19 protein-coding genes and 1 pseudogene are annotated in these 22,550 nt (G+C 61.9%); 6 read left to right on the plus strand and 14 right to left on the minus strand.

All coding sequences use genetic code 11. The features are described from left to right. Window positions 1–30 precede the first annotated feature (30 nt). Window positions 31–529, plus strand: a pseudogene (locus tag A4A58_RS10900) (thiamine pyrophosphate-dependent enzyme); the annotation flags it as partial. Window positions 530–1,001: 472 nt separating this feature from the next. Here the strand turns inward: A4A58_RS10900 and A4A58_RS10905 are convergent. From A4A58_RS10905 to A4A58_RS10915, 3 genes are all read right to left on the minus strand, one after another. Then, the gene (locus tag A4A58_RS10905; RefSeq protein WP_139069830.1) at window positions 1,002–2,165 is read right to left on the minus strand and encodes a site-specific integrase; all 1,164 of its coding nucleotides are present in this window, start codon (window positions 2,163–2,165) and stop codon (window positions 1,002–1,004) included. 689 nt (window positions 2,166–2,854) lie between these two features. Continuing rightward, entirely contained in the window at window positions 2,855–4,141 is a 1,287-nt protein-coding gene (locus tag A4A58_RS10910) for a serine hydrolase domain-containing protein (RefSeq protein ID WP_433993619.1), read from the minus strand. A 124-nt stretch (window positions 4,142–4,265) separates the two neighbouring features. Continuing rightward, window positions 4,266–5,024 carry a hypothetical protein gene (locus tag A4A58_RS10915; RefSeq protein ID WP_139069831.1) on the minus strand — a complete coding sequence of 253 codons (759 nt, stop codon included), beginning with the start codon at window positions 5,022–5,024 and terminating at the stop codon, window positions 4,266–4,268. 65 nt (window positions 5,025–5,089) lie between these two features. Here A4A58_RS10915 and nthA point away from each other — a divergent pair, with 65 nt between their 5' ends. Together nthA and nthB are read left to right on the plus strand one after the other, a co-directional pair. Then, the gene (gene nthA, locus A4A58_RS10920; protein WP_068731813.1) at window positions 5,090–5,716 is read left to right on the plus strand and encodes a nitrile hydratase subunit alpha; all 627 of its coding nucleotides are present in this window, start codon (window positions 5,090–5,092) and stop codon (window positions 5,714–5,716) included. Beyond that, on the plus strand, window positions 5,713–6,372 hold the full coding sequence (nthB, locus tag A4A58_RS10925) for a nitrile hydratase subunit beta (RefSeq protein ID WP_068731815.1): 660 nt from the start codon (window positions 5,713–5,715) through the stop codon (window positions 6,370–6,372). The genes nthA and nthB overlap by 4 nt, the downstream gene beginning before the upstream one ends. A gap of 45 nt (window positions 6,373–6,417) precedes the next feature. On the opposite strand, the gene A4A58_RS10930 is transcribed toward nthB, so the two are convergent. From A4A58_RS10930 to A4A58_RS10945, 4 genes are all read right to left on the minus strand, one after another. Continuing rightward, a complete protein-coding gene (locus A4A58_RS10930) occupies window positions 6,418–7,395 on the minus strand; it encodes a Bug family tripartite tricarboxylate transporter substrate binding protein (RefSeq protein WP_068731817.1) in 978 nt (325 codons plus the stop codon). A gap of 108 nt (window positions 7,396–7,503) precedes the next feature. Continuing rightward, window positions 7,504–8,481 (minus strand): Bug family tripartite tricarboxylate transporter substrate binding protein, encoded by a 978-nt coding sequence (locus A4A58_RS10935; RefSeq protein ID WP_192855903.1) that lies wholly within the window; start codon window positions 8,479–8,481, stop codon window positions 7,504–7,506. A gap of 66 nt (window positions 8,482–8,547) precedes the next feature. Then, on the minus strand, window positions 8,548–9,978 hold the full coding sequence (locus A4A58_RS10940; protein WP_068731821.1) for an FAD-binding oxidoreductase: 1,431 nt from the start codon (window positions 9,976–9,978) through the stop codon (window positions 8,548–8,550). A 13-nt stretch (window positions 9,979–9,991) separates the two neighbouring features. Then, complete coding sequence (locus tag A4A58_RS10945; protein ID WP_068731823.1) at window positions 9,992–10,741, minus strand: FadR/GntR family transcriptional regulator; 750 nt, start codon at window positions 10,739–10,741, stop codon at window positions 9,992–9,994. Between the two features lie 305 nt (window positions 10,742–11,046). Here A4A58_RS10945 and A4A58_RS10950 point away from each other — a divergent pair, with 305 nt between their 5' ends. Beyond that, window positions 11,047–11,811 (plus strand): SDR family NAD(P)-dependent oxidoreductase, encoded by a 765-nt coding sequence (locus A4A58_RS10950; protein WP_086937018.1) that lies wholly within the window; start codon window positions 11,047–11,049, stop codon window positions 11,809–11,811. A 113-nt stretch (window positions 11,812–11,924) separates the two neighbouring features. Further along, the gene (locus tag A4A58_RS10955; protein WP_068731827.1) at window positions 11,925–12,824 is read left to right on the plus strand and encodes a dihydrodipicolinate synthase family protein; all 900 of its coding nucleotides are present in this window, start codon (window positions 11,925–11,927) and stop codon (window positions 12,822–12,824) included. On the opposite strand, the gene queC is transcribed toward A4A58_RS10955, so the two are convergent. Then, complete coding sequence (gene queC / locus A4A58_RS10960) at window positions 12,821–13,537, minus strand: 7-cyano-7-deazaguanine synthase QueC (RefSeq protein WP_068731829.1); 717 nt, start codon at window positions 13,535–13,537, stop codon at window positions 12,821–12,823. The two genes, A4A58_RS10955 and queC, sit on opposite strands and share 4 nt — an antisense overlap. Window positions 13,538–13,656: 119 nt before the next feature. Between queC and mazG the strand changes: the two genes are divergently transcribed. Continuing rightward, complete coding sequence (mazG, locus tag A4A58_RS10965; protein ID WP_068731831.1) at window positions 13,657–14,472, plus strand: nucleoside triphosphate pyrophosphohydrolase; 816 nt, start codon at window positions 13,657–13,659, stop codon at window positions 14,470–14,472. A 3-nt stretch (window positions 14,473–14,475) separates the two neighbouring features. Here mazG and hflX read toward each other — a convergent pair whose 3' ends face one another. The 6 genes from hflX to ntrC all read right to left on the minus strand — a co-directional run bounded on the left by hflX (window position 14,476) and on the right by ntrC (window position 22,543). Further along, a complete protein-coding gene (gene hflX / locus A4A58_RS10970; protein ID WP_068731832.1) occupies window positions 14,476–15,858 on the minus strand; it encodes a GTPase HflX in 1,383 nt (460 codons plus the stop codon). Window positions 15,859–15,881: 23 nt separating this feature from the next. Then, window positions 15,882–16,127, minus strand: coding sequence for an RNA chaperone Hfq (gene hfq, locus A4A58_RS10975; protein ID WP_068731834.1), 246 nt, complete (start codon window positions 16,125–16,127; stop codon window positions 15,882–15,884). Window positions 16,128–16,314: 187 nt separating this feature from the next. Continuing rightward, window positions 16,315–17,172 (minus strand): D-amino-acid transaminase, encoded by an 858-nt coding sequence (locus tag A4A58_RS10980; protein WP_068731836.1) that lies wholly within the window; start codon window positions 17,170–17,172, stop codon window positions 16,315–16,317. A 45-nt stretch (window positions 17,173–17,217) separates the two neighbouring features. Further along, window positions 17,218–18,588, minus strand: a complete 1,371-nt coding sequence (locus A4A58_RS10985; protein ID WP_068731838.1) for a sigma-54-dependent transcriptional regulator — start codon at window positions 18,586–18,588, stop codon at window positions 17,218–17,220. A gap of 32 nt (window positions 18,589–18,620) precedes the next feature. Beyond that, window positions 18,621–20,906, minus strand: a complete 2,286-nt coding sequence (locus A4A58_RS10990) for a sensor histidine kinase NtrY-like (protein ID WP_068731840.1) — start codon at window positions 20,904–20,906, stop codon at window positions 18,621–18,623. A gap of 194 nt (window positions 20,907–21,100) precedes the next feature. Next, entirely contained in the window at window positions 21,101–22,543 is a 1,443-nt protein-coding gene (ntrC, locus tag A4A58_RS10995) for a nitrogen regulation protein NR(I) (RefSeq protein ID WP_068731842.1), read from the minus strand. Between the last annotated feature and the right edge of the window lie 7 nt (window positions 22,544–22,550).

Below are 22,550 nucleotides of genomic sequence, written 5' to 3' on the forward strand. Positions count from 1 at the left end.
CCACTGTCGAATGGAATGGTGAGGTAGGCCATCCTGCGCCACATCGGCGACCGTGCCAACGAAGACCTCTTTCCGCTGGCAGCGGATCGTCCACGACGTCCGCCAGGTCATGCCACCCGACGGCATCGTCGCGTTGGACAACGGGATGTACAAGATATGGTTCGCGCGCAACTACCGCACGGACGTCGCCAATACACTGCTGCTCGACAACGCGCTTGCGACGATGAGAGCGGGGCTTCCGTCGGGCATGATGGCGGCGCTGCTGTATCCGAAGCGCCGTGTACTCGTTGTCGCCGGCGACGGCGGTTTTATGATCAATTCGCAGGAACTGGAGACCGCGCAGCGTCTGAAGCTCGATCTCGTCGTGCTCGTAATCGAGGATCACGCCTACGGGATGATCAGGTGGAAGCAGGCCGTGGACGGTTTCGCCGATGCGGGGATGACTTTCGGCAATCCGGATTTCGTCGCCTACGCGCAGTCCTACGGTGCCCAGGGGCATCGCGTGACCGAGGTGGGCGGTCTGGCACCTGCGGGTGTCCAGTTTCCGATTGAGTTGGCGCATAAGGCGTGAAGCAATTGCCGTAACGCAAGTGCGTTTCGCATTGCTTGTACCAGTACGAATGAGCGCCAATAGCCCTCGATCTCTCCAGGCGACGACGTAATCAGCACTGCGAGCGATGAGAGGCCGTGCGTCGCGACAAAATTATCGAGGGATTGAAATGAAACCGCTGCGCTCGATTGGTCATTGGTAAGCAGCCAATCCGCGAGGGCCAGCCTTAGTATAGGTTCTGCCACCCCAAAGAAGGCAAGGTTTACGGTCCGCTTGCGCCCGTCGACATAGAAGGAAACTGCAGAGAGAGAAGGGAACTTCTTGATCGGGCGGTATTCGTTTGTGAAGTCGTCGTAGTATCGGACGGTCGATGGAGGAGGGGGAAGATCGTTGCAAATCGCCCGGACCATCTCAGTCGCAAGTCGTTCTTTCTTCTGTTGAGATGCTGGTTTCATGTATGTTCTCGGCCAACGCAATGGCGCAAAGCGTCGACGAAGTCGTCAAAGCTTTCGTTCCAGACCTCCGCAGCCGACGTCTCAAAGTAAGCTTGCGCATACAGCCGCGGCATGTCCGAACTCGGCGTCCATCCGAAAAACATTCGGAGTTTTTCAGCCGCACGGTCCAGTTCGATGCCGCCTTCTTGATACAATCGCATTCGGGTTACGGCGCAAGTATGCCTCAGGTCATGACCGGACACGCTAGAAAGTCCTTGCTTATTGAGCGCTCGACGCGCTGGTTCGGACAATGCTTGAGTGGCAATCTCGAAGATCTCACTGAGAGCTCTTAGCGAGATTGGATTCCGCTTCTGAGACATCAAAAGCTGCGGATGATAAGTTCGGCCGCGGTAGTTTGCGCCGTAGCGTTCGAAGATCGCGACGAGTTCGAGTGGAACAGGAAGTTGCCTAACGGCGAGGAAAGTTTTTAGACCTGGTGGTTCTCGTCTGGGATCGACATCATCGTCAGCCGTTCCTTCGACGGTGAGGCGGTAAGTCTTCTCGCCAGTAGATGGATCGTCCTCATCTTCGATTGCGTTCCGGAGAAGGATAGCGGCTTCTCCACGCCTGAGGCCCATGCGAAGCAGCAATGTGAAAACGAGCAAGTTGCGCCAGCGCTGAGCTTCAGTTCGAAACGGATTGCGATCTGACGATGGATTGAATATCTCGTAGAGATCTTCAATTACAACGGGCGGCAGCGCTCGAATAGGGACAGGGGCCCGAACTGGGGCAGGGCTGAGTTGACCGTACAGCTGACTAAGGCGCCGGAGGCGAGCCTCAATAGCCCCTGCCCGAAATTCGGAGCTGTTGCTCCCGTGACGCAGAATATCCACCACGAACGCTAGAGATGTTTCCCAAGTTGCCGACCTGTTTTTGCCGTCCCTAGCTGTCTGGTTCCGCAAGCTTGCGAGGAAACCGATGAGTATGTCTTCGAGAGCATCAATTTCCTGGTCTGCCAGGAGTTTGTCGAGACAATCGCTTCCGCCGTGCCGATCCTGAGCATAGGAGTAGATGCGGTTGATCGCGCGCAAGCGCCTTTGTTTCGTCGATGGCCGCATTGCGTCATTGAGAACTTCTATCCAGATCGCCCCCCAAAAACGCGGTTCATGCGTTTCGGACAAGCAGACGAAACCTGAGAGCCCCCGAGGAACTAACTCCGACCGAAGAGCACGGATGCTGGGCTGTGGCACAGTAGATCTCCGCCGAATTACGAGGTCACTAGCTACTGTCGCGATCAATCGCCCATGCGGTATCGGGCGCGCAGGTCAACCTGAACACAGAGGATAGTTCGCAACGATCGAGCCGTTCGCGGATCGATGAGGATTCTACTAATCTGCAGACGGATAAAGCGCCAGCCCAGCGCAGGAGGGCGCAGATGCACGGACTACGAGCCGAATTGCCCAGCGAGATATTGCGTTCGCTACGGCCGAAAGAATTGAGTTCTTAGCGGTGAAGGATCGAGTCCTGCTAATGTAGTTTGACCGACAAGCCTCACAGGAAAAACGTCCAAGCCATACAGGAAGACAGTCCAATTATCGCTGTGCGATGTTTTCGAAATAAAATCGATTACCAACTGGCTGTTGCCGAACGGCCTCACTTTCGGCTGCGCACCCGACGCTGCACATGAGCTATTGCCCGACAATGCGACAACTGAAACCGCAGTATGTTCGGTTCCGACGCAATCTGTAGCGATCCGAGCTGAAAAATGCGACAAAATCGAAACCGCGCACTTATTCCATAATATACCTTATGCGAATCCGAGATGTGGGCTCTGGGGCCGAGCTAGAGCCTTCACCCGGTCACGCTCCAGCTACTTCCTGATCGCGTCGTAAACCAGCGTCTTCAGGATCGGCTGGATGCGGCCCCGCTGGGTCGGTGTCTGCACCATCAGAATCATCACCACGTCCTGATCGGGATAGGTCCAGAAATACGTCCCGGCGGCGCCGCCCCAGGCCATCTCGCCGACAAAACCGGGAACGCCGTCGTCGCCGGGTCCGGTGCGGACGCCGAAGCCGAGGCCGTAACCGAAACCGGCGCCCGGATAGTAATAGGCCCAGGGCTTCACATCGCTGGCCGGTGCGACCTGGTTCTGGCGCATCAGCTGGACCGACTCGGGCTTGAGGATTCGGACGCCGTCGAGCGTGCCGCCATTGATCAGCATCTGCAGGAAGCGCGCGTAATCGCCCGTGGTGGAGACGAGGCCGCCTCCTCCTGACTCCCATCTTCGCTTCATCGTGGGATCGCTGATGGTCTCGTTGCCGATGATACGGTCAGTTGGCATCGGCTGCGCAATCCGCGGCGCCTTGGCGGGATCGAGCACGTAGTAGCCGGTGTCGGTCATGCCCAGCGGATCGAACAGATACTGCCGCTGGAAGTCATACAGCGACTGGCCCGATGCGATCTCGATGATGCGGCCGAGAAGATCGGTCGAATGGCCATAGTCCCAGACTGTGGCCGGCTGATAGGCCAGCGGCAGTTTCGCAAGCCGCGCGGCAAAGTCGGCATTATCGAAATCGCCGTCGAACAGGCCTGCGTCGAGATAAAGCTCCGTGATTAGCCCGAGATTGGTGAAAGCCGAACTGATGCCGGACGACTGCCGCATCAGGTCGAGCACAGTGATCGGCTTCTCGGCCGGCGCGAAGTCGAGATAGGTTTTGCCGCTGGCATCCGTGCGCTCGGTCGCGACCTGCGGATGGGCGAAAGACGGAATGAATTTGGCGATGGGATCGTCGAGCCTGAGCTTATCCTGCTCCACCAAAATCATAGCCGCGACTGATGTCACAGGCTTCGACATCGAATACAGCCGGAAGATCGTATCCGTCGTCATCGGCGCCATGGTCGCGGGATCGCGAACGCCGAAGGCCTCGTAATAGACCGGTTTGCCGCGGTGCTGGATCAGCATGATCGCGCCGGCGAGATGGCCCTGGCCGACTTCGCGGTCGAGCATTTCGGTGACGCGGTTCAGGCCCTCCTGGGAAAAGCTGCTGAGATCAGGCTTGTCGGTCAGCAGGCTGGTGCCTGCCAATGCGGGCGTCACCAGCGCCGCCGCAATGGCGATGACAGACAGGAAGTCGCAAGATCGTCGCAAGATTGACACTGGATTTCCGCAAGCGGGCTTGAACACGGTCGGACGCTAACACCGAGATATTTCAGATACTTGTCGGAAAATCACTCAATTTGCCAATATCGCGGTTTTACAGCGATTGGCGGCCCCATGTGGATCACAAATGCGCATCGGGCTTGCGCACGCTTCCGGGCGGCGGAAACCGGATCGTGGTGCCCACAGTGATCCAGTTCGAATTCTCGCCGGTGATGTTGCGGCCGTAGATCACGTCGAGGGAGAATGTCTCGTTGGGCCGATAGCGCACGCCGGTCTGGATACGGGGCTGGATCACGCTGGCGAATCCGGCGTGACCCGCCTGCCCGTAAAGCTCGACGGTGTATTCCAGCACGTCGGTGAATTTCCAGTCGAAGCCGACGCCATAGGTGAAGTAGTGGCGATCGAGCACGCGGTCCCACAGCCAGCCGGCATTGAGATTGATGCGCGTGGTTTCGGAGAAGCGATAGGTCGCCGGAATCTCCGCAAAAACCGCCGTGTTCTGGCCGGTCATGGCGTCGAATGTGCCGCTGGCCAGCGCCGAGACGCCGAACTTTCCGATACCGGTCGGCTCGAGATTGATCTTCGCCTTGGGCGCCAGCGTGGTGCTGAAATCGCCGTCGGAGCGGCTGTAATTGGTGAGCACGCTGAGTTCGACCGGACGCGTGATTTCGACGACGCAGGATGGATTGGCCACCGCGGCGAAGTCGCTGTTGGTGGCCATCGAATACCAGCTCTCGACCTTGCAGGAGCCGAGGTCCGAAATATCCGCCGCATCGACCGCATAGGCGCCATTGGCCGCCTCCGCGTGGTCCGCAGCCACCAGCTGCGCCGCAGCGACGAAGCCGAACAGGACGAGTGCGCGAAAGAGAAGAGCAGCCATGTCGTAGGCGTAGCTGAGTCCCGAAACGCTCGACAGAACATTCGCGCGTCGCCTATCCTGCCGGTATGAGCGAACACCATCATGACCACGATCACGATCATTCCGAATTGTCGGACACCGAGCTGCGCGTCCGCGCGCTCGAGACCATTCTGACCGAGAAGGGCTATATCGATCCGGCTGCGCTGGACGCGATGATCCAGGCCTATGAGACCAAGATCGGCCCGCATAACGGTGCGCTGGTGGTGGCCAAGGCCTGGACCGATCCGGCCTTCAAGGAGGCGCTGCTGGCCGATGGCTCCGCGGCGGTCGGTACGCTCGGCCATGTCAGCCGGACCGGCGATCATCTCGTCGTGGTCGAGAACACGCCCGAACGCCACAACATGGTCGTATGCACGCTGTGCTCCTGTTACCCTTGGGAAATGCTCGGCCTCCCCCCGGTCTGGTACAAGGCGGCGCCCTATCGTTCGCGCGCCGTCAAGGATCCGCGCGGCGTGCTGGCGGACTTCGGCTTCACGATCCCCAAGGATACGGAGATCCGCGTCTGGGACTCGACGGCGGAAACGCGCTTTCTGGTTTTGCCGATGCGCCCTGCAGGTACCGAGGGCTGGAGCGAGGAACAACTCGCCGAACTGGTCACGCGCGACTCGATGATCGGCACGGGTCTGGTGACAGCGCCGGGAGCCCCATCGTGAACGGCGTCCACGACATGGGCGGCATGGACGGTTTCGGCAAGGTCGAGCCGGAGCCGAACGAGCCGATGTTTCATGCCGAATGGGAAGCGCGCGTGCTGGCCATGGTGCGAGCCATGGGCGCGACCGGTGCCTTCAACATCGATGCCTCACGCTTCTATCGCGAGACGCTGCCGCCGGAGGTCTATCTCTCCAGCAGCTACTACAAGAAATGGTTTCTCGGCCTTGAGGATATGCTGGTCGAACGCGGCTTCCTCGCTGCGGATGAGGTCAAGGCCGGCCACGCATCGGCGCCGCCAAAGCCGCTGAAGCGCGGCAGCTTCACCACGAACAGCGTCGACCGCGTGCTGACGCGCGGCTCATTCACGCGCCCTGCTTCGGCGCCTGCCGCATTCGCGATCGGCGATCGCGTGCGGATGAAGAACATTCATCCGACCACCCATACGCGCTTGCCGCGCTACGTCCGCGGTCATGTCGGGGTGATCGAGCGGATACACGGCGCCCATGTCTATCCCGACACGGCGGCGCATGACCAGGGCGAAAACCCGCAATGGCTCTACACCGTCGTGTTCGACGGCGCGGAGTTGTGGGGCGCCGATGGCGACCCGACGCTGAAAGTGTCGGTTGAGGCGTTCGAGCCATATCTCGACCCGGCGTGATGGGTGGCGGCATCGGCCGCCTGCCCACCCGCCGGTTCGCCAGCGTCAGTTCATCGTGATGTTGGCCTTCTCGATCACGCCCTTCCAGCGCTGCGTTTCGCTGGCGATGTATTTGGCGAATTCATCCGGCGGGACCGCCACGGCGACCGCCCCGAGTTCGGACATCTTTTTCTTCGTCTCGGGCAACTGCATGAATTCGCGGATCGAGACCGACAGCTTGTCGGTGATGGCCTTCGGCGTGCCGGCCGGTGCCATGAAGCCGTGCCAGGCGACGGCCTCAAAACCCGGCAGGAATTCGGACACCGCCGGCAGGTTGGGATCGAACTCGGCGCGCTTCGGCGAGGCCGTCGCGAGCATCGCGAGCTTGCCGGCCGCCGCATGCGGCAGCAGCAGCGGCACGTTGTCGAAGGCGATATCGATCTGGCCGCTCAGCAAGTCCGTAACCATCTGGCTCGAACCCTTATAGGGTACGTGGACCATCTTGGTGCCGGTCATCTGCTGGAACAGTTCGCCGGCAAGATGCTGCGTGGTGCCGACGCCGGCCGAGCCGAATGTCACCTTGTCGGGATTGGCTTTGATATAGGCGATCAGGTCCGGCACCGTGCGCGCCGCGATCCTGGTCGGGTTCACCACCAGCACATTCGGCACCATGCTGATCTGCGCGATCGGCACGAGATCCTTTTCAGAATTGTAGGACAGTTTTGCGCCATACAGCGTCGGATTGATCGACAGCGCCGAGGTGCTGGCAAGGCCGATTGTGTAGCCATCGGGCGCAGCGCGGGCGACGCGGGTGACGCCGATGATGCTGCCTGCGCCGCCGACATTCTCGATGATGACCGTCGCGCCCATCTTCTTCTGCAGATGCTCCGACACCATGCGCGCAAAGATATCGGCGGTGCCGCCGGCGGCAAACGGAACGATGCTGGTGATCGGGCGGCTCGGGTAATTCGCGTCCTGGGCCGTCGCTGGCGTGAGCGTGCCGAGCGTCAGGCAGGCAGCCATCAGGATTGACCGAAGTCTCATTGAACATTCCTCCATGTATTTTTCTATTTTGATCTTCGGCGTCCTTTGATGGACGCTCGATATCGCAGATGGTGACGAACGTGACGTCGTCACCATCTGCGCGGTCGCCTAGTTCATCGTGACGTTGGCCTTCTCCATCACACCCTTCCAGCGCAGGGTCTCGCTGGCGATGTATTTGGTGAACTCATCCTGCGGGATCGCCACGGCGACTGCGCCGAGTTCAGCCATCTTCTTCCTGGTTTCCGGCAGGCTCATGAATTCGCGGATTTCCGCCGAGAGCTTGTCGACTATCGGCTTCGGCGTCGCTGCCGGGGCGATGAAACCGTGCCAGGCGACAGCCTCGAAGCCCGGCAGGAATTCGGCGACGGCAGGGACATTTGCGTCGAATTCGGCGCGCTTCGGCGTTGCCGTGGCGAGCATCGCCAGCTTGCCTGCGGCGACATGCGGCAGCAGCAGCGGGACATTGTCGAAGGCGATGTCGATCTGACCTGATATCAGGTCAGTGACCATCTGGCTCGAGCCCTTATAGGGCACATGGACCATCTTGGTGCCGGTCATCTGCTGGAACAGTTCGCCGGCGAGATGCTGCGAGGTGCCGGGTCCGGCCGAGCCGAACGTTACCTTGTCAGGATTGGCCTTCATATATTCGATCAACTCCGGCACCGTGCGGGCCTTGATGCGATCGGGATTCACCACCAGCACGTTAGGCACAATGCTGACTTGCGCGAAGGCCACCAGGTCCTTCTCCGGCTGGAACTGAAGCTTGCTGCCATAGAGCGAGGGCGCGATCGCCAGCGGCGATGTGCTGGCGAGGCCGATCGTGTAGCCATCAGGTGTTGCGCGGGCGACGCGGGTGACGCCGATATTGCCGCCGGCGCCGCCCATATTTTCGACCAGCACGGTGGCGCCGAGCTTCTTCTGCAGGTTCTCCGACACCATGCGTGCGATGATATCCACGGTGCCGCCGGCCGCGAAGGGCACGACGATGGTGATCGGCTTGGTCGGATATTTCGCGTCCTGCGCACTGGCCTGCCCGACGGCGCCCAAGGCGACGCAGGCGGCCATCAGGATCGATGTCATTCTCATTGGTGTTTCCCTTCTGATCTGATGATTTGAAGTCGTTGAAGCAAGCAGATGTCGGCGGACATGCGCCTATGCAGGCAACACTTTTCCGGGATTCATGATGTCGTTCGGATCGAGCATCTGCTTGACGCTGCGCAGTAGCCGCAGCTCGGTCGGCTTGGTGACGCGTGCAAGCCGCTCGCGATTGGCGATACCGATGCCGTGCTCGGCACTGATGCTGCCGCCGAGCGCGACGGTCTCTTCATCGACGATGGTGTTGATGCCGCGGATCGTGTCCTGGATCTGATCCTTCTGGTTTTGCTCCAGGCCCGGAATGATCGCGAGGATGTGGATGTTGCCGTCGCCGATATGGCCATGCATCACGATGCGCGCATCTGGCCGATAGGCGGCGATGCGTTTTTCCACCTGCGTGACGAAAGTCGCCTGCTGCGACAGCGGCACGGCGCTGTCGTGCGAGATGACGTAGCCGGCCTTCTTGCTGCCTTCCGACACGCTGTGGCGGATTTTCCAGAACGCCGCGGCCTGGGTCTCGCTGGACGCCACCAGCGCATCGGTAACCAGCTCGCGCTCATAGGCGTTGCTGAGCAGCGCTTCGAGCGCCGCGTTCAGATCGACTGACGCCAGCGTATCGACGAGTTCGATCAGCACATACCATGGCGTATCCAGCTCGAACGGGATGTTCACCAGCGGCAAATTTTCGGCGATGACTTCGATCTGGCCGCGCGACATGACCTCGAAGGCGCCGATACGGTCACCGAGTTCGGTGCGCGCCTGCGCGAGGAGGTCGAGCACCGCGTCGATACTGTTCAGCTTGGCGAAGGACACTGCCCTCGCCCGCGGCTTCGGAAACAGCTTCAGCACCGCGCCGGTGATGATGCCAAGTGTGCCTTCTGCGCCGATGAAGAGCTGCTTGGTATCGAAACCTGTGGAGTCCTTGCGCAGCGCCGTCATGCCGTCGAGGATTTCGCCATCGGGCAGCACGACTTCGAGGCCGAGCGCGAGTTCGCGCGTGGTGCCATAGCGCAGCACAGCGGTGCCGCCGGCATTGGTCGAGAGATTGCCGCCGATCTGGCAGGAGCCTTCGGCTCCCAGGCTGAGCGGAAACAGGCGGTCGATCTCGTCGGCGGCCTTCTGGATGTCGGCGAGGATGCAGCCGGCATCGACGGCGATGGAGTCACCGAGACGGCTGACGCTGCGGATCTTGTTGAGGCGATCGAGACGCAGCACGATCATGTCGCGCTCGCCGAGCGGCGTCGCCGCGCCGCACATGCCGGTATTGCCGCCCTGGGGTACGATGGCGATGCCGGCGGCCGCGCAGGCCTTGACCACGTCGGAGACTTCCTGCGTCGAGCCAGGTTTCACGACGGCCAGCGCCTTGCCGTGATAGCGGCCGCGCCAGTCCACCACATAGGGCTCAAAATCGCCGCCGGGACCGATGACGTGGCGGGGATCTCCGACAATGCCGGCAAGCGTTGCGAGGAATGCGGTATGGTCGGTCAATTCACCCTCCCCGTCACCGGAACGAGAGATCGAGCAGCCGGCCTTCGAACAGGCGGTCGCGCGAAGTTTCGAGATGGTGACGCATGGCCGTGCGCGCCGCTTCGGCGTCGCGATCACGGATCGCTTCAAAAATACTGCTGTGTTCCTCGAACACCTGCTCGAGGCCGGGCCGCGGGCCCATCAGCGACAGGCCGTGCAGCTTCATGCCGACAGCGACATGGTCCTTGAGGGCATTCAGCGAGGTCGCGAAATAGTGGTTGTTGGTCGCTTCGGACACGGCGAGATGGAAGGCGTAGTCGGCGTCTTCGCGATGCTTGCGCTTCTTCGTCGCCTCGCGCAGCAGGCCGAGCGCTGCTTCCATCTTGCCGAGATTGTCGTCGCTGCGTCGAAGCGCTGCAAAATGCGCAGCATCGGCTTCCATGGTGATGCGGAATTCGAAGCAGCGCTGGATGTCGGCGATGGTTTCCACCCGCGCGAAGCCGAGCGGCTGTTGCTGCGCACGCATCTGCACGAAACTGCCCGCGCCCTGGCGTGACGTGATCAGTCCGTCTTCACGCAACCGGCCGAGGGCTTCGCGCAGCACCGGTCGGGAGACGTCGAACATATCAGCGAGTTCGTGCTCGCCGGGCAGCTTCTGGTCCGGCGCGTAATCGCCGCTCGCGATGCGCTGCGCGAGTTCGCCATAGACCTTGTCGACGAGCGAACCAGCGGCACCGCGCGGACGCGGTGCTTCAGGCAATTCAGAGGGATCAATCGGCTTCATGATCGGTCAAACCGCAGCTCACAGGGATGGCGGCGGAGGTTTCGTGTGACAGTGCGATCGCCCGGGAGCGCCGTCGCATGGAAACACTTCCTCGCCCAAAAAATTTCGGCGACCATGGGAGGCGGCGGCAAACTTGTCAACATGTTAACGTCGCGCAGATGGGCCGCTGTTGTCTTATATCATTGAGATACAACAATTAAATTGCATGACTTGGTCAAGTATCGTGCTGCAACGCACAAGCGCTGACAACTTGTCAGGTTGCTGAAATCGTGGTCGAACGCTCGCTCAATCGGAAAGGACCAGGCGTGACCAACGGACTGAACGGCAAGGCTACCGTGATCATCGGCGCAAGCTCCGGCATCGGCGCCGCCGTGGCGACAAAATTCGGCGCCCTCGGTGCCAGGCTGATCGTGCACTACAACGGCAATCCGGAAGGCGCGGAGGAAGTGGTCGCGAATATCCGCGCGAGTGGTGGCACCGCCGACCTCGTGCGCGGCGACGTGTCGGAGCGTGCTGAAGCTGCGCGCGTGATCGACGAAGCCCATGCCAAGCTCGGCCGCATCGACGTGCTGATCAACAATGCCGGCGCCATGTTCGGCCGCACCTCGATCGCTGATGCCACCGACGAGCAATATGACGACGTGGTCGATCTCAATATCGGTTCGGTGTTCTTCGCCTGCCGCAGGGCCGCGAAGATCATGGAGGCGCAGCGCGCGGGTTCGATCATCAACACGACCTCGGTCGCGGCCCGCAACGGCGGCAGCGGCGGTGCCGGCCTCTACGGTTCCGCCAAGGGTTTTGTCAGCACCATCACGCGTGTGCTGGCGAAGGAACTGGCGCCGTTCAATGTACGCGCCAATGCGGTGGCGCCGGGCGTAATCATGACGCCGTTCCACCAGCGCTATTCGACCGCGGAGCAGCTTGAAGGCGCCCGCCAGGGCATCCCGCTCGGTCGCATCGGCACGCCGGACGATTGCGTCGGCGCCTATCAGTTCCTCGCCGACGAGACCATGAGCAGCTACATCACCGGCCAGGTCATCGAGGTGAATGGCGGGCAGATCATGCCGTGATCTTCCTTCACCTCTCCCCTCTAGCGAAGCTTCGCTTCGCGCGGGGGGAGAGGTGAAAACACCAGCGCTTCGTTAGAAGAACTCCTGCAACACGCACCCGAAAGAGCACAACGATGACAGCTCCCTTCCCGACCGGCGTCTACTGCGCCGCGACCACCCCCTTCAACGCCGACCTGTCGGTGGATCAGGGTCTGTTCACTTCCCACTGCCAGCGCCTGCTCGATGACGGCTGCACCGGCATCGCCATGCTCGGCACCACAGGCGAAGCCAATTCGCTGTCATCCCGCGAGCGCATGGCGCTGCTGGACGCCGTGGTGAAGTCGGGGATCGCGCCGTCGAAGCTGCTGCCCGGCACCGGCGTTGCGTCGATCATGGAAACGGTCGAGCTCACGAAACACGCGGTTGCCAATGGCGTCGGTGCCGTCGTGATGCTGCCGCCGTTCTACTACAAGGGCGTGTCCGATGATGGCATCGTCGATGCCTATACGGCAGTGATCGAGCGCGTCGCCGATCCGCGCCTGCGCGTCGTGCTGTATCACATCCCGCAGATGTCGGCGGTGCCGATCTCTCTCGATGTCATCGATCGGTTGCGCAAGCGTTTCCCGGAGATCGTTGTGGGCATCAAGGATTCCGCGGGCGAGTTCGCCAATATGAGCGCCATCGTCGAGCGCTTCCCGGGCTTCTCGGTGCTGGTTGGCGCCGACCCCCTGATGCTGAAGCTGCTGCCGCTGGGCGGCGCCGGCTGTATCACGGCAGCGTCCAACCTCGTCAGCCGTGAGCTCGCGACTGTATTCAACGGCTTCAACGACCCAGCAAAACAGGCTGAAGTCGCGGCCGCACAGGAGCGGATCGTGGCGACGCGCAATGCGGTGTCCACCTATGTGCAGCTTCCCTCGCTCAAGGTGCTGCTGGCGAAGCGCGACAACAATGACAATTGGCTGCGGGTGCGTCCGCCGCTGACAGGCCTCAGCGCGAGCGAGGCGGCCAAGGTCCGCGAGTCGCTCTCGGTCTAGACAGCCGTGGCTGCGAATGCGCGCCAGCCTTTGGCGCGCAGCTCGCAGGCCGGGCATTTGCCGCAGCCATAGCCCCAGTCGTGTAACGCGCCGCGCTCACCGAGATAGCAGGTGTGCGAGTGTTCGCGGATCAGGTCGACGAGGCCCTGCCCGCCGAGCTCATGCGCCAGCGCCCAAGTCGCCGCCTTGTCGCGCCACATCAGCGGCGTGTGCAGCGTGAAGTTCTTCGCCATGCCGAGATTGAGCGCCTGCTGCAGCGCCTTGATGGTGTCGTCGCGACAATCGGGATAGCCGGAATAGTCGGTCTCGCACATGCCGCCGATGATGTGGGTGATGCCGCGCCGATAGGCCAGCGCTGCCGCGAATGTCAGGAACACCAGATTGCGGCCGGGCACGAAGGTGTTGGGCAGCCCGTCGGCGCCCATCTCGATGGCGACGTCACGCGTCAGCGCGGTGTCGGAGATGGCGGACAGTGTCGGGATATCCAGCGTGTGGCTGTCGCCGAGTTTGGCGGCCCAGCCGGGGTTCAGTGCCTTCACGCCGGCCAGCAGCTTGTCGCGGCTGTCGAGCTCGATAGCGTGGCGCTGACCATAGCTGAAGCCCAGCATCTCGACGCGGTTGAAGCGCGCCAGCGCCCAGGCCAGGCAGGTCGCGGAATCCTGGCCGCCGGAAAACAGCACCAGGGCCGTTTGATCTGGAAAAGTGTCGCTCATGGGCTGCAAATAGCACTCTGCAGGGCTGTGTGAAAGACAGGCAAAACCGGGCATTTCCGCTGGGCCATCGCGTCATCCTGCGGCATAGCAGAAGCTCCTGCTGTGACCTGTGGTGCCTTATGACCCCTTCCCGCGATATCGCCGGCCTGATCGAGATCATGGCCCAGTTGCGCACGCCCGTGACGGGGTGCCCATGGGATCTGGAGCAGGATTTCGCGAGTATCGCGCCCTATACGATCGAGGAGGCCTATGAGGTCGCCGATGCTATCGTCAGACACGATCTCGGCGATCTCTGCGACGAACTCGGCGATCTCCTGCTGCAGGTGGTGTTCCACGCGCGGATGGCCGAGGAGCAGAACGCATTCGCGTTCGGCGACGTCGTGGAGGCGATCACCCGCAAGATGATCCGCCGACATCCGCATGTGTTTCCCGGCAAGGACGGCAAGATCGCAGCGACCGACGTGAAGGGCACGTGGGGCCGCATCAAGGCCGAGGAAAAGGCCGAGCGTGCTGCGCGGCGCGGCGTAGACGTCCCGTCGCTCTCCTCGTTCCTGGCCAGCGTCAAGGCCGGGCAACCCGCGCTGAGCCAAGCCATGGAGCTGCAGACGAAAGCCTCCAGCGTCGGCTTCGACTGGAACGACCCACGCGCGGTGCTGGCGAAAATCCGCGAGGAAGCCGACGAGATCGAAGCAGCGCTCGATCGCGGCGATCAGAGCGAAGTGGCGGCCGAAACCGGCGATCTGATGTTCGCGCTGGTCAATCTCGCGCGCCATGTGAAGGCAGATCCGGAACTGGCGCTCCGCGGCACCAATGCGAAATTCGAACGGCGCTTCGGCTATATCGAACGGGCGCTCGCGGCGAAGGGAAGCTCGCTGCAGGAGGCGTCGCTCGAACAGATGGATGCGCTGTGGAACGAGGCGAAGGGCGCGGAGTAGCCGTCAGTACTCCACGGGATGCAGCACCGCGCCATATTTGCTGATCACCACATCACGCTTGGTCTCATCGACGCGGACCACCATGTCGAAATGCCCGTCGTGCAGTTCCTTCACGAGAATCTCGGCATTGCGGTGCAGCCAGCTCACGCCGGCACCGTCGGCGGCATCGATCTGCAAATCCAGCGTCACGCGCGCAGCGGCAAGCCGTTCCTCGATGGCGTTGAGCAGCGCATCGATGCCCTCGCCGGTTTCCGCCGAGACCATGAAGCACGGCTTTTCTGGCGGACGGCGGGCAGCGATATTGGCGAGGTTCTCGCGCTCGTCCGGCGAGAAACGATCGATCTTGTTCCAGACTTCGAGGATGCGCGCTGATGCATCGGTGTCGATGCCGAGCTGGCGCAAAACCTTGTCGACATCGCTCTGCTGCGCGTCCGCGTCTTCGTGCGAAATGTCGCGGACATGCAGGATGATGTCGGCTTCCAGGACCTCCTCCAGCGTCGCGCGGAAGGCCGCAACGAGCTGGGTCGGCAGGTTGGAGATGAAGCCCACGGTGTCCGATAGCATCGCCTTGCCGCCATGCGGCAGCGTCAGCGCACGCAGCGTCGGATCGAGGGTCGCAAACAGCATGTCCTCGGCCTGCACGTCGGCGCGGGTCAGACGGTTGAACAGCGTCGACTTGCCGGCATTGGTGTAGCCGACGAGAGCGACGACGCGATACGGCACGCGCTGGCGACCGGCGCGATGCAGGCGCCGCGTCGCCTGCACTTTCCTGAGATCGGCTTCGAGCCGCGCGATGCGGTCGCCGATCATGCGGCGATCGGCCTCGATCTGGGTTTCGCCGGGGCCGCCCATGAAGCCGAAGCCGCCGCGCTGGCGCTCCAGATGGGTCCACGACCGGACCAGACGGCTGCGCTGATAATTGAGATGCGCGAGCTCGACCTGCAGCGTGCCTTCCTTGGTCTTGGCACGGCGGCCGAAGATTTCGAGGATGAGGCCGGTGCGGTCGAGCACCTTGGCCTTCAGTTCCTTTTCGAGATTGCGCTGCTGGATCGGCGACAGCGCGCAGTCCATCACCACGATGCCGATCTCGTTTGCCGCGATCAGGCCGGCGATCTCCTCGACCTTGCCCTTGCCGAGATAGGTGGCCGGGCGGATCTGGCTCAGCGGCGCGGCGACGGCTTCGACTACAGTGAGGTCGATGGCGCGTGCGAGACCGACCGCCTCTTCGAGCCGGGCTTCCGTATCGCGGACATGAGAATAGGCTTGCGCGTCGGCGTCGCCCCGCCGTTCGCGCATGTAAGGACCGACCACGAGAACGCGGCCGGTCGATTCGCTGCTGGCCGAGGGTCGGTCGGCAGCATTGCCTTCGAAGCTACGAAATTCCAATCAAGCGTCTCTCAGGAGTTCGCTCAAGCCGGATCCTCGCCACCCTCAAACAGCTGAATCGGTGCGCCCGGCATGATGGTCGAGATCGCATGCTTATACACCAGCTGCGAGTGTCCGTCGCGTCGGAGCAAAAGACAGAAATTGTCGAACCAGGTGACAATGCCCTGCAGTTTGACGCCGTTCACCAGAAAGATCGTGAGCGGAGTCTTGGTCTTGCGTACGTGGTTGAGGAAGGTGTCCTGTAGATTCTGTGCGCGGTCTGCCGCCATTTTTTTTAATCCCGCAGTCTGTTTTGTTGCTTTTTTTGAACCCGGCGCAGCCCTCTCCGGGGCCTTACCAAGCCGCCGCGCTTTCCCCTGAGATCCCCCTCCGGGAGCGCGACGACGTGATTAGACGGCAGGCGCGCTTTTTAGGCAAGCCGGAACGCGGAATTGGTGCCTAAAAGCGCGGCAAATTTTATGAAATCGCTGCGAATTTATGGAATTCCTGCCTCAGGCGCGTCGCGATACCACCTGGCTTGCCGTCACCGATCGGTTTGCCGTCGATATTGATGACCGGCATCACGATCTGACTCGCCGACGAGACGAAGGCTTCCGCGGCGTCATAGGCCTCTGCCGGCGTGAAGTTCCGCTCTTCCAGCTTGAGCTGCATCGAAGCCAGAACCTCGATCAGTACGGCGCGGGTGATGCCTGCAAGAATGCCTGATACGGCCGTGCGCGTCACCACCTTGCCGTCCTTGGTGACGATCCATGCGTTGCAGGATGCGCCCTCGGTGACGAAACCGTCAGCGTCGACATACCAGGCCTCATAGGCGCCCTTGTCGCGGGCTTCCTGTCGCGCCAGCACGTTGGGCAGCAAGCCGACAGTCTTGATGTCGACGCGCGGCCAACGGTTCTCGGCCGTGGTGATGACCTTCACGCCCTTGGCGGCGGTCGCCTGGTTTTTGGCGAAGTTGAGCGATTTCGCCGTCACGACCACGCTGGGTTTCACGTCCGGCGACGGAAATCCGTGATCACGATGGGCGACGCCGCGGCTGATCTGCAGATAGACGATGCCGTAATTGATGCGGTTGCGGCGAATCACTTCCTGCATCACCACCTTGAGCGATGTCAGCGGCATGGCCTCGGCGATGCGCAGCTCTCGCAAAGAGCGCTGCATGCGCGCAATATGGCGGGGAAAGTCGACCATCTTGCCGCCGATGATCTCGCAGACCTCGTAAATGCCATCGGCGAACTGATAGCCGCGGTCCTCGACGTTCACGGCGGCATCGCGCAGGTTGACGTATTGACCATTCACATAGGCGATGCGCGACATGTTCGTTCCGAGGCTTGAGTTGAAGCTTGAGGTGAGGTGAGTGATTTAGCCGACGCCGAGCGCCTTGAGCTTGCGGTGCAAGGCGGAGCGCTCCATGCCGACGAATTCAGCGGTGCGCGAGATATTACCCGAAAAACGGCTGATCTGCGCAATCAGATAATCGCGCTCGAACACTTCGCGGGCTTCGCGCAGCGGCAGGCCCATGATGTGCTCGCCATTGTTGCTGGTGGGCATCGACGGCACCATTGAGCCGACATCCTGCGGCAGCATGTCGGCGGTGATGATCACTTCCGGCCCGCCGCCTGCCAGGATCATGACGCGTTCGACGTTGTTGCGAAGCTGGCGGATATTGCCCGGCCAGACATGCGACTGCAGGACCGCCATGGCGTCCTCGCCGATCTGCCGCTTCGGCAGACCGGTCGCGATCGAGATCTGCTCCATGAAATATTCGATCAGCTCCGGGATATCCTCGCGGTGCTCGGACAGCGGCGGCACGCGGATCGGCACCACCGAGAGGCGGTGATAAAGATCTTCGCGGAAACGGCCCTCGGCGATTTCCTCTTCGAGATTGCGTGCGGTCGACGAAATGATGCGGACGTCGACATTGACCTTGGTGGTGCCCCCTGCCCGCATGAAAGTCTGATCGACCAGCACGCGCAGGATCTTGTTCTGGGTCTCGCGGGGCAGATCGCCGATCTCATCGATGAATAGCGTGCCACCATGAGCCTCTTCCAGGGCTCCTGCCTTACGCGCCTGTTCGCCATTGGACTGTTCGATGCCGAACAGTTCGACTTCCATGCGCTCCGGCGTAATCGCCGCAGCGTTGATGACGACGAACGGTCCCGTGGAGCGGGCAGAGGCCGTGTGCAGCGTGCGCGCGGCGAGCTCCTTACCTGCGCCCGACGGGCCGACGATGAGAATGCGGCTATTGGCCTTGGCGGCGCGATCGATGGTCTGGCGCAGCTGGTTCATGGCGGCGGAGCGCCCGGTCAGCGAATTGGCGACCGGCGCGAGTTGCTTCAGTTCCTTGACTTCGCGTTTCAGCCGCGAGGTTTCCAGCGCGCGCGTCGCGACAAGGATCAGCCGGTCAGCCTTGAACGGCTTTTCGATGAAGTCGTAGGCGCCGCGCTTGATTGCCGCGACCGCGGTTTCGATATTGCCGTGGCCTGAGATCATCACCACAGGCAATTCGGGATTGTCGCGTTTGACCTGCTCGAGCAGTTGCAGGCCGTCGAGCTTGCTGCCCTGCAGCCAGATGTCGAGAAACACCATGCTGGGGCGGCGATTGGCGATTTCCGCGAGCGCGGAATCGCTGTCTCGTGCGGTGCGGGTGGTGAAGCCCTCATCGTCCAGAATGCCCGCAACAAGATCGCGAATATCGGCTTCGTCGTCGACGATCAGAATGTCATTTGCCATGGGTCAAAATATCCTGGTCACGTTTATTCTTGTCAGTTGCCGGTCGCAGTTTTGATCTTCGGTTCGTCATCAGGCGGGGCTTCCGGTTCACTCTTGTCCGCGTCAGCCTTCTGACCGGAGATAGAAAACCGCAGTCGCATCCAGGCACCGCGCTGTCCTGGACGAACACTCGATGCGTCGCCAAGTTCGATGCCTCCACCATGATCCTCGAGCACCTTGCCGACGATCGCGAGGCCGAGGCCGGTGCCCTTCTCGCGAGTCGTGACATAGGGTTCGAGCAAACGCGACCTGTTGACAGTCGGCAGACCGATGCCGTTGTCGATCACGTCGATCAATATCATGTCGTTCTCGCGCGACGCTGTGACATCAATACGACCTTTGCCGAGTTCTTCTGGCGGCACGGCCTCGATCGCCTCCGTCGCATTCTTGATGATATTGGTGAGCGCCTGCGAGATCAGCCGGCGATCGAACCGCGCGCGCATCGGCTCTTCCTTGATCTCGGCGGAGATGTCGAGCTCGGGGTGACCGACCCGCATCAGGAATACGGCCTGACGCACAGTGTCGGCGACATCCTCACCCTCGATCACGGGCTTGGGCATGCGTGCAAAGCGCGAAAATTCGTCGACCATGCGCCGGATATCGTCGACCTGCCGGACGATGGTGTCGGTGCATTGTTCGAAGATCGCCTTGTCATCGACGATCACCTTGCCGAATTTGCGCTTGATGCGCTCGGCGGAGAGCTGGATCGGCGTCAGCGGATTCTTGATCTCATGCGCGATGCGGCGCGCCACGTCGGCCCAGGCCGAGGTACGCTGTGCCGAGACGAGTTCGGTGATGTCGTCGAGGGTGATGATGTAGCTGTCGCGCGACTGGCTGGTCTGTTCGGCGCTGACGCGCACCGACAGATTGCGCTCCTGCCCGTCGCGGGTGATCGTCACCTGTCCCTGCACCAGCCGCTGCGATCCCTCTCGTGCGGTCTGCATCAATTCATCAAGCTCGGGAATGATCTCGTGCAGCGGGTGGCCCAGCGTCTCGGACTCCGAATGTCCGACCAGCTTCTCGGCCGAGCGGTTGAGAATGCCGATCATGTTCGAGCCATCGACGCCGATAATGCCGGCGCTGGCCGATGACAACACCGCCTCGATAAAACGGCGGCGGCTGTCGATGACGTCGCTCGCACTGACCAGTTCGTCGCGCTGGGTGCGCAGCTCCTGCGTCATCTTGTTGAAGGTTTCACCGAGATGGGCGAGATCGCCCTCGGACTGGATCACCGGCACCTGGACATGAAGATCACCGGTCGAAACCATGTTCGCTGCGCCCATCAGGCGGCGGATCGGCGCCACCAGCCAGTTGGCGAAATTCAGTCCGATCAGCACGGCGGACATCAGCACCGTCAGTGCGATCACGGTGAACATCAGCGCGAAGGCGACCTGAATGCCGAGCCTGCGCGATTCCAGTTCGGCATATTCGGCCGCGCCCGCCTGGCTCTGGTTCATCTGCGCGACCACGCGCGGATCGAGCTTGCGGGCGACATAGAGGAACATGTTGTCGAACGCTCGCAATCGGATCACGGCGGCGACGTAATTTCCCTCGGGGATCACAGCGATGGCCGGCTCGGACGCGCTGACATTGACGAGGAAGTCTGCCGGCGGCGGTGAGAATTCCTGTTTGATGCCGGGCTGGTCGGGTTCGATGACGTTGCGATCCTTGTCGATCAACATGGCGCCCGGCAGATTGCGCGCGGTTGCATTTGCCAGCATCAACGAGCGGAACGTACCGCGGTCCTGATAGAAGAGGGGCTGGATGCGCGCGAGATCGTCGGCCATGCCGAGGATATCGCCACCAATCAACTGGCCGTGCTCGTGCAGATAGGCACTGGCAATCACGAGCGAATTGTTGATGACCGCCTTGGTTGGGCCGGAGAATAGCCGGTCGAGGCCGCGGTCGAGGGTCACATTGGCAACGATCGAGACGAGCACCGCCGGCAGTACGGCGATCACCGAGAACAGGCTGACGATCTGGACATGCAGCCGGGCCGCCGCCCTGCCCCTGCGACGCGCCTGGACGACTTTCCAGATCTCCCGCGCAATGATCAGGACCAGCAGGAAGACGCTGGCGGCATTGATCAGCAGGAAGGTAACGACGACCTGATGGGTCGGCGCGATCGGCGTGAGGCCGTTCAGGACGAGGAAGGTCAGGCATGACGACAGGAGTGCCAAGCCGACAGCCAATGGCACGAACAGCCGCCGCAGGGTCCACCTGCGCGGCTCCGCCATCGACGGTTCATAGGCTGTAGCCGACGTGTCTGCGCTGGTCATTCCGACAATGTGGTGAGCGTGGACGCCGTGCGGCTGCCGGAGACAGAGTCCGGACCGCACTGATGCAATCATACAACAATGTTGCCCAATTACGACAAATCCGCGGCGCAGACCAGTCAACGAAAACGCATACCCTGCGTTTTCGTTTGTTTTTGCGTCTCAAACTCTGGAATTGCTCGATCCCGCTGCCGGAATCAGCCGCCGGTTCGATAGACTTGGATATCGAGATCGCGAATCTTCTTCCGCAGGGTGTTGCGGTTGAGGCCGAGCAGATCCGCAGCGCGGATCTGGTTGCCTCGGGTCGCGGCCAGTGCTGCGGTCAGCAGCGGTACCTCGATCTCGCGGAGAATGCGGTGATAGAGGCCCGGCGGCGGCACGCCGTTCGGGAAGCCGGAGAAGTGCGAGGACAGATAGACCTCGACGGCACCACCGAGATTATCCACGCCGGTCGGCGCGCTACCACCCGAGGCCACAGCGGGCGGCGCCAATTCGCCGTCGATCACCGAACCGGTGATGACGTCCTGCGGATAGAGTGCTGCGAGGCGGCGCGCGAGGTTTTCCAGTTCACGAACGTTGCCCGGCCAGCGATGCTGCTTCATGCGCTCAAGCGCCAAGGCGTCGAGCTTCTTCGGCGGCAGGCCGTCCTTCTCTGCGAGTGCGAAGAAGTGGCGGATCAGATCGGGCAGATCCTCGATGCGCTCGCGCAGCGGCGGCAGGCGCAGCGGCACGACGTTGAGGCGGAAGAACAGATCCTCGCGGAACAGGCCCTGCTGGATCAGGATGCGCAGATCCTTGTTGGAGGCGGCGACGATACGCACGTCGGTCTTGATCGGCGTGCGGCCGCCAACCGTCGTGTATTCGCCCTGCTGCAACACACGCAGCAAACGGGTCTGGGCTTCCATCGGCATGTCGCCGATTTCGTCCAAAAACAGAGTGCCCCCTTCGGCCTGCTCGAAGCGGCCGGTCGCGCGGGCATTGGCGCCGGTGAACGCGCCGCGCTCGTGACCGAACAGTTCGGACTCGATGAGATCGCGCGGGATCGCCGCCATGTTGACCGCGACGAACGGGCCGTTGCGGCGCTTGCCGTAGTCGTGCAGCGCGCGGGCCACCAGTTCCTTGCCGGTGCCGGACTCGCCGGAGATCATCACCGTGAGATCGGTCTGCATCAGGCGCGCAAGGACGCGGTAGATTTCCTGCATCGCCGGCGAACGGCCGACCAGCGGGATCGAGTCGAACTCGCCGTCATCGGCGTGGCTTGCGACACGCTCCTTCGGCTCGGACAGCGCGCGACCGACGATGGCGATCAATTCCTTTAGATCGAACGGCTTCGGCAGATATTCATAGGCACCGCGCTCGGAGGCGCGGATCGCGGTCATGAAGGTGTTCTGCGCGCTCATCACGATAACCGGCAGATTGGGGCGCATCTTCTTGATACGCGGCAGCAGATCGAACGCGTTCTCGTCGGGCATCACCACGTCGGTGATCACGAGGTCGCCCTCGCCCTGGCTGACCCAGCGCCACAGCGTGGCTGCGTTTCCGGTCAGGCGAACCTCATACCCGGCGCGCGACAGCGCCTGATTGAGGACGGTGCGGATCGCTGTATCGTCGTCCGCAACCAGAATGCTACCTGCAGCCATCGTTAGT

This window comes from Tardiphaga robiniae (assembly GCF_001618955.1).
Classification (GTDB): Bacteria; Pseudomonadota; Alphaproteobacteria; order Rhizobiales; family Xanthobacteraceae; genus Tardiphaga; species Tardiphaga robiniae_A.